The sequence below is a fragment of the Halolamina pelagica genome, from assembly GCF_900115675.1.
Taxonomy (GTDB): Archaea; Halobacteriota; Halobacteria; order Halobacteriales; family Haloferacaceae; genus Halolamina; species Halolamina pelagica.
Map to the genome: position 1 here is coordinate 345,188 of NZ_FOXI01000002.1, position 15,639 is coordinate 360,826.

Consider the following 15,639-nt stretch of genomic DNA (forward strand, 5'->3'; position numbering starts at 1 on the left):
GCCTACCTATTTGCTGATCGGGGCACGGCCTTCCGACGTGTTCATCCTCGTCAACCTCAAAGCGTACGACTGTGATCCCGTCAGCGTCGCTGAGACCGCCGCGGATGTGGCCGACGACACCGGTGCCCGCATCGCGGTCGCCCCCCAGGCCGCGCGCCTCGGCGCCGTCGCGGCGACGGGTGTCGAGACGTGGGCCCAGCACGTGAGCCCCGTCGATCACGGCAGCCACACCGGCAGCACCCACGCCGCCGCCGTCGAGCGCGCGGGCGCGGTCGGGACGCTGCTGAACCACTCCGAGAAACGCCTGAAACTCGCGGACATCGACGCCGGGCTCGACGCCGCCGGGGAGGCGAGCCTGGAGACGGTCGTCTGTGCGAACAACCCCGATCAGATCGCCGCCGTGACGGCGCTCGACCCCGACGCCGTCGCCGTCGAACCCCCGGAGCTCATCGGCGGCGACGAGTCGGTCGCCACGGCGGATCCGGACATCGTGCGCGACGCGGTCGACGCCGCCGCGGAAGTCGATGACGGCGTCGAGGTGTTCTGTGGCGCCGGGATCGCGACCGGCGAGGACGTGGCGGCCGCGCGGGACCTCGGCGCCGACGGCGTCCTCCTCGCCTCGGGCGTCGCGCTGGCCGACGACCCCGAGGCGGTGCTACGGGACCTCGTCGCTCCGCTCTGAACTGCTAGCCGGTATCGGACCGTCTCACTCCTCGCGTTCTTCGATCACGTAGTGATCCTCGCCCTGCTCGACTAGCGTCCCGCCCTCCCGGAGCGTGACGATATATCCAGTCGGCGTGTGTTCGATCTCGTGGGGGGGACGCACCCGGACGAGGTTCCCGATGAACTGCGCAGCGGGCGGTTTCTGGGCGGCGCCGCAGTCGTACACCGTCACCAGTTCGTCGCCGGCGTCGGCCTCGTACACGACGAGGCGGGCGTGGCGGTCGAGTCGCCAACGACCCTGCCCGGTCTCTGGGAGCGCGCGCATCACTCGAGGTCGGCCGCGGCCTCGATGGCGTCGACGGCGTCCCCGACGGTCCGGCCGTCGGCGTTGCCGTCGAACGCTTCCGCAACGAGGTCGGGCAGCGCGTACCGGTACCGCCCGGCGCCCTCGTGTTCGATCACGCCCGCCTTCCGCAGGGTGCGGTTGCGCGCGTAGGCGTACTGTCGCTCGCCCGAGCCACCGGCGGCGACGTGGGCGTCGACTGGCGCCGCGTCGCCGGCCTCGCGGTAGTGGGCCAACATCGCTCGAGTCACGCCGTCCAGCGCCTCGATCCCGTCGACGAACGCGTCGATCACCTCCTCTTCGTCCCGGCGCTCGGCGCGCCGGACGAGACGGCTGAGCCGTTCACCACGGTCGGCGGTCGGGTCCGGTAGTGCTGTCCCAGTGGCCGAGTCGTCCCTATCGGCGCCCGATTCGGCCGTCCCACCTGTCGCTTCTCCCCTTTCGGCCGTCTCGACGCGGGCGGAGCGGGCGTCGGTGGTGCTCCCGAGCGAGCCACCCGTCAAGTCCGAGCCGGCCTCCATCGTCACGCCGGATGGTTCGTCGTTCTCGGCTGCCGGCTCCCGGGCCGTCGGCTCCCGGTTCTTCTGGGGGGTTCGGTTCCCCGAGGAGGCCGTCCGGACGGGTGCGAGCCCGGAGTCGTCGACGGTGGCCGTCGACTCGAGGGACGGCGTCACCCCGTCCCGATCGCCGTCGGGCGTGGCAGCTCCGGCGTCCCGGAGCGGGTCGGTCGCCGGCTCCCAGTCCCCGGGCGACCGCGGGTCCGTCTCGCCGGATTCGTCCGCCCCGTCGGGATCCGTCGCTTCCCCGTCGGGGTCGAGATAGCGCCGATCGAGTTCGGCCTCGAGGCGCTCGATGCGGTCGGCCTTCGCGTCGATCTCCGCTTCGAGCGCCGCGAAGGAGTCGATGAGCGGGAGCGAGACGGCGTCGTCGCCGTGGTCGTCGTGGTCGGTGTCGTCGGTCATGGGTGGTGGCGTCGCCGTCGCCCCGGTTGTGGCGCCGGGCGAACGGCCGTGAGCGACCGTGTCGGTCGCCGGAGTCGTCGTATCACACCCACCGCGGCCACATAGGGTTTCCGACGAATCACTCGAACTCCTCGAGCGAGAACTGGCCCGACCGATCTTCGCCCACAGTTGGCCGGTCTGCAGGTTCCGCGGTCGCGTTCTCGGAAGCGTCCGGTTCGGCCGTGCTGCCGTCGACGACAGCCTCACCCCGCGATTCGTGGCCGTCGAACCCGTCGAGGCTGGCCTGCTCGCCGGCAGTGAAACTCAGCTTCGAGACCCGAACCCCGAGCTTCCGGACCTCGCTGTCGGCGAACTCCTCGAGCAGCGAGAGCGCGACCTCCTCCACCAGTTCGGGCTCGTCGACGGGACCCGAGAGCGATTCGGCTCGCGTGTTCACGTCGTAGGGGGTCGTGACGACCTTGATGCCGATGGTCCGGTAGAGCGCGTCCTTCGAGCGGGCTCGCTCCGCGACCGCGGCGGCGAGCGCGCGAACCTTCTCCCGCATCGCCTCGCCGTCCGTGGTCGCCTCGGCGAACGACGACTCCCGGGAGAGGCTCTTCGGGAGCCCGGTGGGGGTGACCTCCCGGTCGTCGACGCCGCGGGCGCGGTCGTACAGCTCCCGGCCTCGGTCGCCGAAGCGATCCTGCAGGGTCCGAGGGTCGGCCGACGCGAGGTCGCCCGCGGTCTCGATGCCCAACTCCCGGAGGTCGCTCGCCCGGACGGGGCCGACGCCGTGGATCTCCTCAACCGGCAGCGGCGCGAGGAAGTCGGTGACGTCCCCCGGCGGCACCACGGTCAGGCCGTCCGGTTTGTCGTGGTCGCTGGCAACCTTCGCGGCGGCCATGTTCGGCGCGACGCCGACGCTCGCCGGCACGCCCACCTCGCGGGCGATGCGCTCGCGGACGTGCCGGGCGAGCCCCTCCGCGAGCGTGCGCCGCTCGGCCGCGCCCGAGGCGCTGGCCGGCGCGTCGACGGTCGCCCACGACGTGCGGTCGGTCACGTCGAGGTACGCCTCGTCGATGCTCACCTCCCGGACCGTGTCGGCGCAGTCGTGGAGGATCGCCTTCACCTCGCCGGCGACGGACTGGTAGAACTCCATGTCCACCGGGCGGTAGTGGCCGCGGTCGTCGTCCGCCGAGCCGAGGTCGGGGCGTTCGACGGGGGGCAGTCGCTCGACGGCCCGGGAGATGGGCTGGGCCGAGTCGACGTCGTACTCCCGCGCCTCGTAGGAGGCGGTGGCGACGGCGCCGATGGTCTCGCCCGCCTCGTAGCCCATGCCGACGACGACCGGTTCGCCGCGGAGTGCCGGCTCTCTGAGGCGTTCGCAACTCGCGTAGAAGCAGTCCATGTCGACGTGGAGCACCACCCTGTCGGGCGACTCGTCGTCGCCGGTCCCCGGGAGGGTGCTTCCGCTCATACGCCGTGTTCGGAACGGGACGGAGAAGAGGGTTTCCCGCGCGCGGTGGAAGTGAAGTCGAAGGCGTGTTAGCCCCACTCGGCCCGTCGTCGATGCGCCACAGCCACCGCCCGGAGCTCGTCCCCCTCGAGCACGCCGTCCTCGGTGACGATCGCGTCGAACCGCTCGCCGGGCGTCGCGCCGAACGTCGGGTTCTCGGCCGCGACGTCGGCGTCACCGTCGGAGACCGCTGCGGGGTCGCGCTCCTCGCGGTCGAACGCTACGTCGCTCCCCTCACCGCCGTCGTTCGCTGCGGGCCGAACTTTGTCCCTCGTCGTGACCACGTAGCAGTCCGCCCCCTCCGCCGCCGCGACAGCCACCGCCCCGCGCGTGCCGACCTTGTTGACCACACGGCCGTCCGGGAGCACCGCGTCCGCGCCGACGAGCAGCGCGTCCACCTCGCGCTCGGCCAGTAGCTCCCCGAACGCGGCGTCGGTCGTGACGACCGTTTCGGCGGCCGTCTCGCCGGCGAGTCGCTCGGCGGCGGCAACGCCCTCCCGCGCCGGCCGCGACTCGGCGACGAGAACGAACTCGGGCTCGGCGTCGGCGAGCGCGGTCAGTACGGTCCCCGACCGGGAGAGCGTCGCCACGCGGTCCGGCAGGCGGTCGGCCGCGCTGCCGGCCGACCGTTCGTCAGCCGCAAGCGCGCGGTCGATCTCCTCGTTCGCCGCCTGCTCGACAGCTTCGGGGGTCGCCTCGTCGTTCGAAGCGTCCATCACCCGGTTCACGCGGTTGGCAACGACGGTCATCGACGGGCGGGCCTCCCGGAGCGTCCGGGCCGTGGCAGTCAGTTCGTCCCATTCGGTCCTCCCGCACTCGACACCCAGCGCGGCTTCGTCACGGAGGTGTTCCAGCGCGCGGACGGCGAGGTAGCTCGATCCGTGGTCCCGGTCGTCGGCGACTGTCTCCACGGTCGGCCGCAGGCGGTCGTAGGAGGTCCACAGCTCCGGGACCGTCTCCCGACGGATTATCTCGGTCGGCGGTACCCACTGGGCTTCCGTGGTCTCGTAGTTGGTGGTCACCTCGCGGATCCGGGCGTCGAACAGGTACGGGTGGACGACCCACCGCGTCCCGAGATCCTCGTCGGCGACCTCGAACGGGGCAGCGCGACGGACGAGCGTCACGTCCGCATCCGGATCGAGTCCGGTCTCCTCCCGGATCTCCTCGCGGGCAGCGTCGTCGGGATCACTCTCGACGTGGCCGGCCACCGCCCCCCACTGGCCGCTGTAGGAGCCGACCCCGTCGCTCCGCCGGAACAGGAGCGTGTCGGCGTCGTGCCGCAAGAACACAGTGACGACCGGTGTCGTGTCTACCTCGTCGCTCATACTCCCACTCCGGCGGCCGACCGTATCAGCGTCCGGGGATAAATGTCCGATACGCTACCAAAGATCATTGCCGGGAATACATTTCCACTGTGAGGCCCCACAGTCGATCATGGTCTCGGTCATCAGGCGCTACTACGCCTACCGGGCGACGCTCACCAACGGCTTCTACCTCCCGGTCTCGGTGATCTACATGGAGGCCCAGGGACTCGGGCTGGCCGACATCGGCTTCGTCCAGGGCGTCTTCCTGTTCGGGATGGTTGCCGGCGAACTCCCGACGGGGTACCTGGCGGACTACCTGGGCCGAAGGCGGACGCTCGCGCTCGGAAACGCCGTCACCGCGACGGTGATGGCGGGGTTCGTGTTCGCCTCGTCGACGGTGGGGTTCACCGCGCTGTTCCTGCTGTGGTCGCTGGCGTGGACGCTCCGGAGCGGAACCAGCGACGCGTGGCTGTACGAGCTGCTGGCCGAACAGGATATCGACGGCGAGTTCGCGCGACTGAGTGGCCGGGCCGAGTCCGTGCTGCTGGTGGTCTCTGCCGGCACCGCGCTGACTGCCGGCGTGCTGTACACCGTCGATCCCGCGCTGCCGTTCGTGGCCAACGCCGCCGTCGCCTCGCTGGGGCTGCCGATCCTGTTCACGCTCCCGGGAACGGGGGCGGCCGACGACGCCGACGACGAGCCGACGATGACGGTCAGCCGGGCGGCCTCGCTGCTCCGCGAACAGTTCACGCGCCCCTCGATCGGCTGGCTGGTGGTCTACGCCGCCCTGTTCAACGTCGTCTTCTCGGTGACGCGGGTGTTCGAACAGCCGGCGCTCCGGGCGGTCGGCGTGCCCGTCGCCGGCCTCGGCGTGGTTTACGCCGGCTTCAAGCTCGTCTCGGCGGTCGCGACCGGCGCCGCGGGAGCGGTGCAGGACCGCCTGGGAACGCGCGGCGTCATGCTGTCGCTGATCCCGATCTTCGGCGTGCTCTACGCGAGTTTCGCGGTCGTCCCGCTCCTGCTCGTCCCGGCAGTGTTCGCGCGGCGGGCGGTCTCGCAGTTGGTCAGGCCGGTTCGGAACGAGTACCTCAACGACCGGCTCGGCGACGTCGGCCGGGCGACGGTGCTCTCGGGCGTCTCGATGGTGCTCTCGCTGGCTTCGGGGTCCGCAAACGTGCTCGGCGGCCGCGTCGCCGAGGGAGTCGGTCCGGTCACGTTCCTCGCGGCAACCGGCGTCGCCGTCTCCGTCGCCGCGGGCGTGCTCTGGCTGCTCACGTCGCCGGTTCGGGACGATCCCGAGCCCGCGGCTCCGGCCTCTGTCGGATCTCCCGAACAGTCGTCGGCGACCGCTGATCCGTAGGTTCGTCGTTCGACGCTGAACCCACCGAAAACGCTACCTCCGCGCTCCCCAAGCGTCACCCATGCGGGAACGCGACGAGCCACGGACCCACGGCCGGCTCCCGCCGGAGACGGCGCTGTCGCTGCTGTCGAACGAGGTTAGGGCGGCCGTACTCTGGCAACTCAGCGAGGCCCGCGGCGGCGGCGGGCCCCCGCCGCTGCTGTCGTTCTCAGAACTCAAGGCGCTGGCCGCGCCGGACGTCGACAGCAGTCGGTTCAACTATCACCTCCAGCAGCTCGTCGGCCCCTACGTCGAGCGCGTCGACGACGGCGACGCCTGGGGGGAGGCCAGTCGTCCGGTACCGGGCATGGCTGGCGACCCGGAGGAGGGGTACCAGCTCACCCCCGAGGGGACGACGCTGATCCGGACCGTCCGTGCGTGGTCCGCGGAGGGCGAGATCGACCGGGAGCTGGCGATCGACCACGACTGCGACTACTGCGGAACCGGGCTGACAGCGCGCTACGAGAGCGCGATCCTGGCCGTCCAGTGTCCGGGCTGTGAGTACCTCTACGACTACAACCTCACGCCGCCGGGCGTGCTCGAAGGGGCCGACGACGGGTTCGCCGACGTGGACGACGGGGATGTGCTCGACAGGGCCGCGGCGTACAACCGTGCCATCCGCCTCGCGTTCGCCCGCGGCGTCTGCCCGTACTGCGGCAACGGCGTCGACGCCGAGTTTCAGGACCCGGAAACCACTGGCTATCCCCGCGGGGACCGCCGCGCGGCGCTGATCCGCCGTGGGTGTTCACACTGCGGGAACAAGGACAACCTCACGGTCGGCGAACTGCTGCTCCGGGAACCGCGGCTGGTCTCGTTCTGTCTCGACCACGGGCTGGACGTGACCCGAACGCCCATCTGGGGGATCGAGTTCGCGGCGACCGACCGCCACACGACGGTCCGCTCGACCGACCCGTGGGCGGTCGCGGTCGACGTGACGTTCGCCGACGACCGACTGACCCTGGTCGTCGACGAGTCGCTGACCGTCGTGGAGGCGGGAGAGTAGGGGAACCGCCGGAACGCCGCGAGAAGCTACTTCAGCCGCTCCTGCAGGAAGGTGGGGTGCGCCGCGGTGATGCCGTCGATCTCGAGAACCTCCTCGTTGATCACGTCGCCGAGCGAGTCGCCGTCTTCGGCCCTGATCTCCGCCATCAGCATGTGGTCACCCGAGGAACTGTACAGCGACTCGACCGACTCGAGCTGCTTGAGCGCGTTCGTGGCGTCGACGTACTGCTCGCTGTCGACGTCCATCCCGACCAGCGCGATCGACTGCCCCGTGAGCTTCTTGGGGTCGACCTCGGCGGAGTAGCCGACGATCACGCCCTCGTCCTCGAGTTGGCGGACGTACTTCCGGACCGTCGGCTTCGAGACGTCGGCGCGCTCGGCGATCTCGGAGACCGACGCCTGCGCGTCCGCCTCCAAGATCTGCAGGATTCGGTCTTCCGTGGCCGACGTAGTCATGGAAGTTGATTCAGCGTGCGGGGAAAAATGCCTTGCGAAGCGGAAAGCGATGATCGAACGGAACGAAGGGCCGGCAGCGGCGAGCTACCGAGCCGCGGTGTTCACTTGTGGTCGTCGATGAACATGTCGGCGGAGCGCTCCCAGTCGTAGTCGTCGTCGAAGTAGCGCTCGGCCAGCGGTTCCTCGGGCATCTCGCCGATCTGCTGTTTCTCCTGCTGGTAGGACGGGCGGTCCTCGTCGACGTAGTACTTGCCGGTGAGGACTTTCCCCTCGTGGAGCGCGTTTTCGGTCTCACGCATCATTTCCGCCGCTTCCTCCCGGTTCGTCGGGTCGAAGTCGTAGTCGTCGTTCTCGTTGACGTCGATGTACGGGACGTACTGCTTCGCGTCCTTGTTCCAGGTCGGACACTGGGTCAGGAAGTCGATGTGGGCGAACCCGTCGTGCTCGATGGCCTCCTTGATCAGCTCCTTGGCCTGGTTGGGGTTGACCGCAGCGGTGCGGGCCACGAACGACGCCCCCGCGGTGAGCGAGAGCGAGAGCGGCCGCACCGGCTCCTTGGCGGAGCCGTGGGGCTGGGTCTTCGACTTGTGTCCCTTCGGGGAGGTGGGCGAGGTCTGGCCCTTGGTGAGGCCGAAGATCTCGTTGTTGAACACGATGTAGGTGAAGTCGTGGTTCTCCCGGGCGGTGTGCATGAAGTGGTTCCCGCCGATCCCGTAACCGTCGCCGTCGCCGCCGGCGGCGATCACTTCCAGCCCGGGGTTCGCGAGCTTCGCGGCCCGCGCGACGGGCAGGGCGCGCCCGTGGATCGTGTGGAACCCGTAGCTGTTGAAGTAGGAGTTCAGCTTGCCCGAGCAGCCGATCCCCGTCACCGTCAGGGTCTCGTCGGGCGTGCGCCCGGCCTCCGGCAGGGCGCCTTTCAGCGCCTTGAGGACGCCGAAGTCACCACAGCCCGGACACCACGTCGGCTGGGGCTCGATGCCCGGCGTGTACTCGTCCTGGTCGATCTCGCGTTCCTCGCCGATTGCGCTGAATGCACTCATGGGTCAGTCACCTCCCGCGGGTACGAACGTCGTCTGGTGGTCAGTCGGTTCCTCGTCGGCGACCGTGTTGTGGAACCCTTCGACGACCTCGCCGGGTTCGAACGGGTTGCCGTTGTACTTCAGGAGGCTCGACAGCTTCGGCCCGTACTCGCCCAGGTGTTTCTGGGTGAGCCCGCGGAACTGTGCCGAGGCGTTCATCTCGACGACCATGACGCGGTCGACGCTCTCGATGAACTCCCGCACCTCCTCCTCCGGGAACGGCGCGAGTTCCCCGACGGCGAGCGCCTTCACGGACTCGTCGTCGTCGTTGAGTCGGTCGACCGCCTCCTCGACGGTGCCGACCATGCTGCCGAACGCGAGCACGCCGTAGTCGGCGTCCTCGGGGCCGTAGGTCACGTTGAGCCCGTTCCCGTCGAGGTCCTCCCGGATCGTCTCGAGCTTCCGGGTCCGTCGATCGACCTGCGCGACGCGGTTGTCCGGGTCCTCGCTGATGTGCCCGGCCTCGTTGTGCTCGTTACCGGAAGCGAGGAACCGGCCGTCCTTCTGGCCCGGCACCGAGCGCGGCGAGACGCCGTCCTCGGGGTCGTGGCGGAACCGCTGGAACTTCCCGCCGGGCTCGTGGGGCGCGTCGGCGATCTGCTCCTCCGTGAGCGTCTGCCCGATATCGGGGTTGGGCTCGCGGTCGAAGTGGCTCGCCGGGACGTTGCGGTACTCCCCGGAGAGCTTCTGATCGTAGAGGATGATCGTCGGGATCTGGTACTCGTAGGCGATCTCGAACGCCCGCCGCGCGTGGTCGTACGCCTCGGCCGGGTCCGCGGGCGCGAACACGACGCGGTTGGAGTCTCCCTGCGAGGTGTACAGGACGTGCTCCAGGTCGGCCTGCTCGGGCTTCGTCGGCATCCCCGTCGACGGGCCCGCTCGAGCCGCCTCCAGCAGCACGATCGGCGTCTCCGACATCTCCGCCAGTCCGAGTGGCTCGGACATCAGGGCGAAGCCGCCGCCGGAGGAGCCGGACATCGCCTTCACGCCGGTGTGGGCGGCGCCGATGGCCAGCGACGCGGCGGCGATCTCGTCCTCGACCTGCTCGGAGATCCCCCCGACGTCGGGGAGGACCTTCGACATGATCGTGAACACTTCCGTCCACGGCGTCATCGGGTAGCCGGCGATGAACCGACAGCCCTCGTCGAACGCGCCGTAGGCGATCCCCTCGGAGCCGTTGACGAGCACCTGCTCCTCCTCGTGCTCGCCGTCGGGACAGGAGACCTCGACGCCGGAGAGGTCGTAGTCCTCCAGCACCGCATCGTACGCCTCGTTCAGGATCTCCAGGTTCGGCTCGAGGATCTTCTCCGGCATCGCGTCCTCCATCAGCTCCTCGATGGCCTCGACGGGGATGTCGGCGATGGCGCAGGTGGCGCCGACGCCGGCGGTGTTGCGCATCACCTCCCGGCCCTTCTCGCGGGCCAGCCCGCGGAGGTCGAGCGGGAACACGTGCCAGTTGTTCTCCTCGACGCGCTGGTCGAAGTTCGGTACCTCGTCGGCGTCGATGAGGCCGGAGTCGTAGACGATCACCCCACCCTCCCGGAGATCGTCGAGGTTCTCCGAGAGCGGCTTGATCTCCTCGGTACCGTAGTACGCCTCCTCCTGCGGGTTGCGCGCGAAGGAGTCCCCGAGCGCGAGGAGGAAGTCGTAGCCGTCGCCCCGCGAGGTCACGTCCTCGGGCGCGGCGCGTACTTCCGTGTACGTGTGACCGCCGCGGATCCGCGACGGGTAGTGTCGGTGGGTGAATACGTCGAGCCCCGACCGCATCAACGCTTTCGCGAAGTTCTGGCTCGTCGAAGCGATTCCGTCGCCGGAACCCCCTGCGATTCGCCAGATGAGTTCGTCGTCAGTCATGAGTGGTACGGCGACCCGCATCGGGTCGCGTCTTCATGGGCCTTCCCACGCCGAACTCAAAGCACTTGCTATGAGTTGTCGTGGAAAGATCGTGAGGAATACCCCTCCGGAGAGAAAGGAATTCGACCCGGCAGTCGCGGTTCAGTGGCCCCCGTCCCGGTCCGGGAGGTCGTCCAGGTAGCGAGCGAGTAGCAGGACGCCGCCGACGATGACGGCGCCGCCGACGGCCTGCAGCGGTTGGGCCAGCGCTGCGTTGTGCATCCCCATCTCGGTGCCGAGTTCGACGCCCAGCAGCAGGACGGCGAGCCCGACGGTCATCGCACCCGTGAGCAGGTAAGGCATCGAGGACTCGTTCTCGATCATGGCCGGAGACGGGGGGGCGAAGCGTAAATAACGCACGGACACGTCGCGGACGTCCCCCTGCCGCGCCGCCCGTCAAATCTCACCTTCTCCACGGAATTTAAGTGCGATAGCAGTATGAAGAATCTCACGTTTCGATGAAACTACGTTCGATCGCGCTGGCCGCCCTCCTCGTGGTCGCAGGTGTGACGGCCCCGGTGGCTGCCGACGACGACGGTCGCCCGCTCGCGGACGCGGGACTCGATCAAACCGCGACGGTCGGGAGCACGGTTTATCTCGACGGCGGTGGCAGCCTCGATCCCGACGGCGAAATCGTCGCGTACCGTTGGTCGATCGAAACGCCGAGTGGCGAGTCGATCACACCCGTCGATCCGACTTCGGTAACGACCCGCTTCGTCCCCGAGGAACCGGGACGGTACTACGTCCGGCTGACCGTAACCGGTGACGACGGGCGACGCCACAGCGATACGCTGTACGTCGACGTGGAGCGGGCACCCGACCCGCAAACGCCGACACAGTCGGGAACGGCGACGCCGCCTTCGCCTCCCGAGCCGACAACGGACTCGGAACCGACGCCCGATCCGATATCGACTCCCGAACCGACACCGAACTCGGGACCGACGGCCGAGCCAGTATCGACTCCCGAACCGAACCTGACGCCGACAACGCAGAACGATGACGACGAGCCGACAGAGACGACGAACCAGCCACCGAACGGAGCGATCCACGGCCCGGCGTCGGTATCCACAGGATCGTCGGTGACCTATACGATCGACGCGAACGATCCGGACGGCGAGATCGTCGACCGCTGGTGGCTCCCGACGGCACTGTCTTCCTCGCCTGCCGGGCAGGGGGAACTCCGGAGTCGCACGCGGAGGCTCACTGTCGACGGGACACCCAAAACCAGTGCGGAGATCGCGGCGATCGTCGTCGACGACGACGGGGCGACCTCGACGCTGACGAAGACCGTCGAGGTGCGGAACACGCTGCCGAGCGCCTCGATCGAAGGGGACAGTACCGCAGTCGTGAACTCGACGAAGGAGTACCGACTCGTCGCGTCCGACCCCGACGGGCAGATCACGTCGGTGAGCCTGACGAGCCCTGACGGTGCGGTCGAAGCCGTCGAACCGATGCCGTGGGACGGGCCCACCAGTAGTGGTGAATGGGCGCGCTCGTTCCGGTTCGCGGAGATCCCCGAAGACGACGGGACGGTTACGTTGGAGGCGGTAGTTCGTGACGAGTACGGTGGGGTGACGCGGGTGGAGAAGGAGGTGACTGTGGTAAAAAGTGAAGAAATGAGGGTTGCGGATCCGGTGGTCCGGCAACCACCTGAAATCCTCAGTTTAGAGGCCTCGTTTATAGATAGTCCTGAAGGAATTAACAGCAGGCAGATTCTGTTTAGTGCTGTCGCGACCGACAACGATTCAGATCAACTGGTCTTCGATTGGCGAATCGGCGAATCTGCGATGCTCAGTAACAGGGCAGGTGGTGACCCAGCCCGAGCCAACATTTCGTACTCGCTCGAAGATATGCAGTTTGAGGACGGGACAATTGACGTGGCTCTCACAGTTACTGATCAGAATGGTCACCAGCGGAAACTTACCAAAACCTTCGATGTCGAACGTCCCAACCCGAGTGGTGGCAATATTGGGCGAGCTAATCAGATCCAAATCTCGCATACACAGGGGAGGACTGTTTACGGCAGTTATCAGATGAACTCGATACACGCTGGTGAACAAATATTCATTAGTTTCGGTGACGCTCACTCTGATACATACACGCTTGGGGACACTCGATCTTATCAGTTTAAACATAAGTATTCATCAGCGGGCCGATACGCTATCTCTGTAAGCCCCAGTTGGACGTCCGACAGTGCTACGACTCCGCTCGATATCTCCAACCAAACCTACACTGTCTGGACCTACGAACAGAACGAAACAGAAGTACTCAGAACCGAGGCTGCCGAAAGCCCTGGCGAGGATTGGACCCGAGACGGTATCGCTCGCATCGATCGGAAACAGGTCGGCGTCGAAACGACGAAGACACGCGCTATCGACGATAGAGCGATAACGAGCCCCGGAAAGGAGTGGACTCGGATAGGGACGACGATCGAGTACCACACGGAACAGCGGACAACTGAAAGTACCAGCCATCCCGGCGGGGACTGGACCCTTACGGAGCGGAACGTCGATCAGAAACGAGTGTTCGCAGGCTGGGAACACACAACGGTTCCTCAGCGTGGGCTCCTCGGTGCCGACTGGGAATACGTTGAAGCAGTTCCGTACACCGTCGAACGAACCAAAACGGAGCGATCTGCGGACCGACCGAGGGGAAGTGGTTGGAGCCGCGGTGAACAGGTGGGGCGAACTCAGGTAGACTACGACACGCGATGGGTCGACTATCGGTTCCACGCCGACGCCGACTGGCAGTACCTCGGAGGAGACCGATACATCAGTGGCTACGACACGACGACGACGTGTGTCGAGTACGTCCAACTCTATCGGACTCGTCACTGCATCGAAGAGGAAACCAACTACCACCCAGAGTACGATTATCGCTACGAATATCGAGTTCCGAAGTACGACCCGGTGTACGAGTGGGAACGTACTGTTGAGGAGACGAAGTACGCGTACCGTTACCGCGCAGCCACGTTCGAGACAGAAGCGGTTGACGCGTATACGAAAGAGGTCCGCGTAGGGACCGAGTACGTTCAGTGGGAGCGACCAGTGTTCGAAAAGACGGACATCTATCGCTGGAAGAACACCCGATACACGTGGGAAGAATCCCGGGTCTTCAGCAAGCCGTCCGGTGACGTGCGTAACCTCTCCAAAGTAGTGAAGGAGTGTGGAACAGAACCCGCAGACCAGGAACCGAACCTCTGTTCGGAGGGGACCTGAATGAGAGGAGTAACGATCGCGGTTTGTGTGCTGGTGCTCACTGCCGGCTGTCTCGGAAACGGGGGAATTCATGCCAGTTCCACTGAAACCGAAGAAGCGGTTACAGAGGCAAAACCGACACCGAAACAGCCGACGACGCCGTCGTCACAGAAGTACAATGTCGATGTGGAGCGAATCGAGGACATCATCCACGAGAAGATGAACGAGCGTCGGGAAGAGAACGGTCTCGAATCGCTCGCTCGGAACGAAACGCTCGACGTCGTCGCACGATACAAGTCATGGGATATGGCACAACGGGACTATTTCGCACATACTGGTGCGAACGGGACGAGACATGCGGAATTACGGAATCAGTTTGACACACACTGCAAATATTCTGGACAGAATATCTATAAAGACAATTGGGCAAAAAATAGCCAGAATGTGCATCTTGCACTAACAAATAATGAAAAAATTGCTAGTGCAGCGGTTCGGCTACTTCTCACCTCCCCGGGCCACCGCGAGAACGCACTCTCTCCCCACTACGACTCCCAAGGAATCGGCGTCTTCGTCGACGAGAACGGCACGGTCTTCCTCACCCAGGAGCTCTGCGGTTAGTCGTTCCGCGGGCTACTCGGGTGATACGGCGTGTCGTACTCGCCCGGGTTGTCGTCCAGTCGGTCCGGGTTGATCCGGCCACCGAGCAGCATGAAGTCGAGAATCGTCAGGTACAGCATTGCCTCGACGACCGGGACCGCCCGCGGCGGCAGCACCGGATCGTGGCGACCGACGACCTGAATCTCCTTCTCCTCGCCCGTCTCCCAGTCAGCGGTCCGTTGGGTTTTGGGAATCGACGTGGGGGCGTGGAGCGTGAGTTCGCCGTAAATCGGCTGGCCGGTGGTGATGCCGCCCTGCAACCCACCGTGGTCGTTGCCCACCGGCGTCGGATCGGGATCGTCCTCGCCCTCCGGGAACTCCCAGTCCTCGTTTCGCTCCGTACCCGTGACCTCGCGTGCTTCGCGGCCGAGTCCGTACTCGACGCCCGTCGACGCCGGCACCGAGAGCATCGCCTGGCCGAGCCGGGCTGGGAAACTGTCGAACCGCGGCGCGCCGAGGCCGCGGGGGACACCCTGCGCCTCGAACTCGACGCTACCGCCGATGGAGTCACCCGCCTCCTGGTACTCGTCGATCAGGTCGCGCATCTCCGCGGCGGTCTCGGGGTCCCCACAGCGGACCTCGTTCTCCTCGCTGTGTTCGAGCATCTGTTCGAAGCTCACGTCGGGCGCCTCGATGTCGCCGATCTGGTTGACGTGGGCCTTGACCTGTACGTCGTGCTCGCTCTGATCGAGCACCTGCTTGGCGACGGCGCCGGCGGCGACCCAGTTCACCGTCTCGCGGGCGCTGGAGCGGCCACCGCCGCCCCAGTTCCGCGTGCCGAACTTCGCGGAGTAGGTGAAGTCTCCGTGACTCGGTCGGGGGGCTGTGACGAACGGTTCGTACTTCCCCGAGCGGGCGTCCTTGTTCTGGATCGTCATCCCGATCGGCGTTCCGGTCGTGTAGCCGTCCTGGAGTCCCGACTGGATGGAGACCTCGTCAGGCTCGCCGCGGCTGGTGGTGATCATCGACTGGCCGGGTTTGCGCCGGTCGAGGTCGCGCTGGATGTCCGCCTCGTCGAGTTCGACGCCGGCGGGGACGCCGCTGACGGTACAGCCCATCCCCGGGCCGTGACTCTCGCCGTAGGTAGTCACCTGGAACAGGCGACCGAAGCGATTGCCGTTCATGGGCGGACGTAGAGAGCCGGGCTTATAGTCGTTGCAGAAGCGGCCGGTCGCCGCGGCGTCGACGC

14 protein-coding genes are annotated in these 15,639 nt (G+C 67.0%); 5 read left to right on the top strand and 9 right to left on the bottom strand.

Annotated features, from left to right (window positions below):
* Positions 1–37: 37 nt before the first annotated feature.
* Positions 38–682: a triose-phosphate isomerase gene (gene tpiA / locus BMZ83_RS04430; protein ID WP_074876036.1), complete on the top strand. Its 645-nt coding sequence runs from the start codon at positions 38–40 to the stop codon at positions 680–682.
* Positions 683–706: 24 nt separating this feature from the next.
* Here the strand turns inward: tpiA and BMZ83_RS04435 are convergent, their stop codons facing one another.
* The 4 genes from BMZ83_RS04435 to BMZ83_RS04450 all read right to left on the bottom strand — a co-directional run bounded on the left by BMZ83_RS04435 (position 707) and on the right by BMZ83_RS04450 (position 4,788).
* On the bottom strand, positions 707–988 hold the full coding sequence (locus tag BMZ83_RS04435; protein ID WP_074876038.1) for a hypothetical protein: 282 nt from the start codon (positions 986–988) through the stop codon (positions 707–709).
* A complete protein-coding gene (locus tag BMZ83_RS04440) occupies positions 988–1,968 on the bottom strand; it encodes a hypothetical protein (protein WP_074876040.1) in 981 nt (326 codons plus the stop codon). The genes BMZ83_RS04435 and BMZ83_RS04440 overlap by 1 nt, the downstream gene beginning before the upstream one ends.
* 118 nt (positions 1,969–2,086) lie before the next feature.
* Positions 2,087–3,424 (bottom strand): DNA polymerase IV, encoded by a 1,338-nt coding sequence (dinB, locus tag BMZ83_RS04445; protein ID WP_074876042.1) that lies wholly within the window; start codon positions 3,422–3,424, stop codon positions 2,087–2,089.
* A 68-nt stretch (positions 3,425–3,492) separates the two neighbouring features.
* On the bottom strand, positions 3,493–4,788 hold the full coding sequence (locus tag BMZ83_RS04450) for an NUDIX domain-containing protein (protein ID WP_074876044.1): 1,296 nt from the start codon (positions 4,786–4,788) through the stop codon (positions 3,493–3,495).
* Positions 4,789–4,897: 109 nt separating this feature from the next.
* Between BMZ83_RS04450 and BMZ83_RS04455 the strand changes: the two genes are divergently transcribed.
* Together BMZ83_RS04455 and BMZ83_RS17085 are read left to right on the top strand one after the other, a co-directional pair.
* A complete protein-coding gene (locus BMZ83_RS04455) occupies positions 4,898–6,127 on the top strand; it encodes an MFS transporter (RefSeq protein WP_074876046.1) in 1,230 nt (409 codons plus the stop codon).
* A gap of 61 nt (positions 6,128–6,188) precedes the next feature.
* Positions 6,189–7,169 carry a DUF7351 domain-containing protein gene (locus tag BMZ83_RS17085; RefSeq protein WP_074876048.1) on the top strand — a complete coding sequence of 327 codons (981 nt, stop codon included), beginning with the start codon at positions 6,189–6,191 and terminating at the stop codon, positions 7,167–7,169.
* A 26-nt stretch (positions 7,170–7,195) separates the two neighbouring features.
* Here the strand turns inward: BMZ83_RS17085 and lrpA1 are convergent, their stop codons facing one another.
* From lrpA1 to BMZ83_RS04480, 4 genes are all read right to left on the bottom strand, one after another.
* A complete protein-coding gene (gene lrpA1 / locus BMZ83_RS04465; RefSeq protein WP_074876050.1) occupies positions 7,196–7,624 on the bottom strand; it encodes an HTH-type transcriptional regulator LrpA1 in 429 nt (142 codons plus the stop codon).
* A gap of 101 nt (positions 7,625–7,725) precedes the next feature.
* Positions 7,726–8,664, bottom strand: a complete 939-nt coding sequence (locus BMZ83_RS04470; protein ID WP_074876052.1) for a thiamine pyrophosphate-dependent enzyme — start codon at positions 8,662–8,664, stop codon at positions 7,726–7,728.
* Between the two features lie 3 nt (positions 8,665–8,667).
* A complete protein-coding gene (locus BMZ83_RS04475) occupies positions 8,668–10,557 on the bottom strand; it encodes a 2-oxoacid:acceptor oxidoreductase subunit alpha (protein ID WP_074876055.1) in 1,890 nt (629 codons plus the stop codon).
* A 141-nt stretch (positions 10,558–10,698) separates the two neighbouring features.
* Complete coding sequence (locus BMZ83_RS04480; protein ID WP_074876057.1) at positions 10,699–10,920, bottom strand: hypothetical protein; 222 nt, start codon at positions 10,918–10,920, stop codon at positions 10,699–10,701.
* A gap of 134 nt (positions 10,921–11,054) precedes the next feature.
* On the opposite strand from BMZ83_RS04480, the gene BMZ83_RS04485 reads away from it, so the two are divergent.
* Positions 11,055–13,814 (top strand): PKD domain-containing protein, encoded by a 2,760-nt coding sequence (locus tag BMZ83_RS04485; protein WP_074876060.1) that lies wholly within the window; start codon positions 11,055–11,057, stop codon positions 13,812–13,814.
* Positions 13,815–14,411, top strand: coding sequence for a CAP domain-containing protein (locus BMZ83_RS04490; RefSeq protein WP_079990108.1), 597 nt, complete (start codon positions 13,815–13,817; stop codon positions 14,409–14,411). It abuts the gene before it with no gap.
* Here BMZ83_RS04490 and aroC read toward each other — a convergent pair.
* Positions 14,408–15,574: a chorismate synthase gene (aroC, locus tag BMZ83_RS04495; RefSeq protein ID WP_074876064.1), complete on the bottom strand. Its 1,167-nt coding sequence runs from the start codon at positions 15,572–15,574 to the stop codon at positions 14,408–14,410. The genes BMZ83_RS04490 and aroC overlap by 4 nt on opposite strands.
* Positions 15,575–15,639 lie beyond the last annotated feature (65 nt).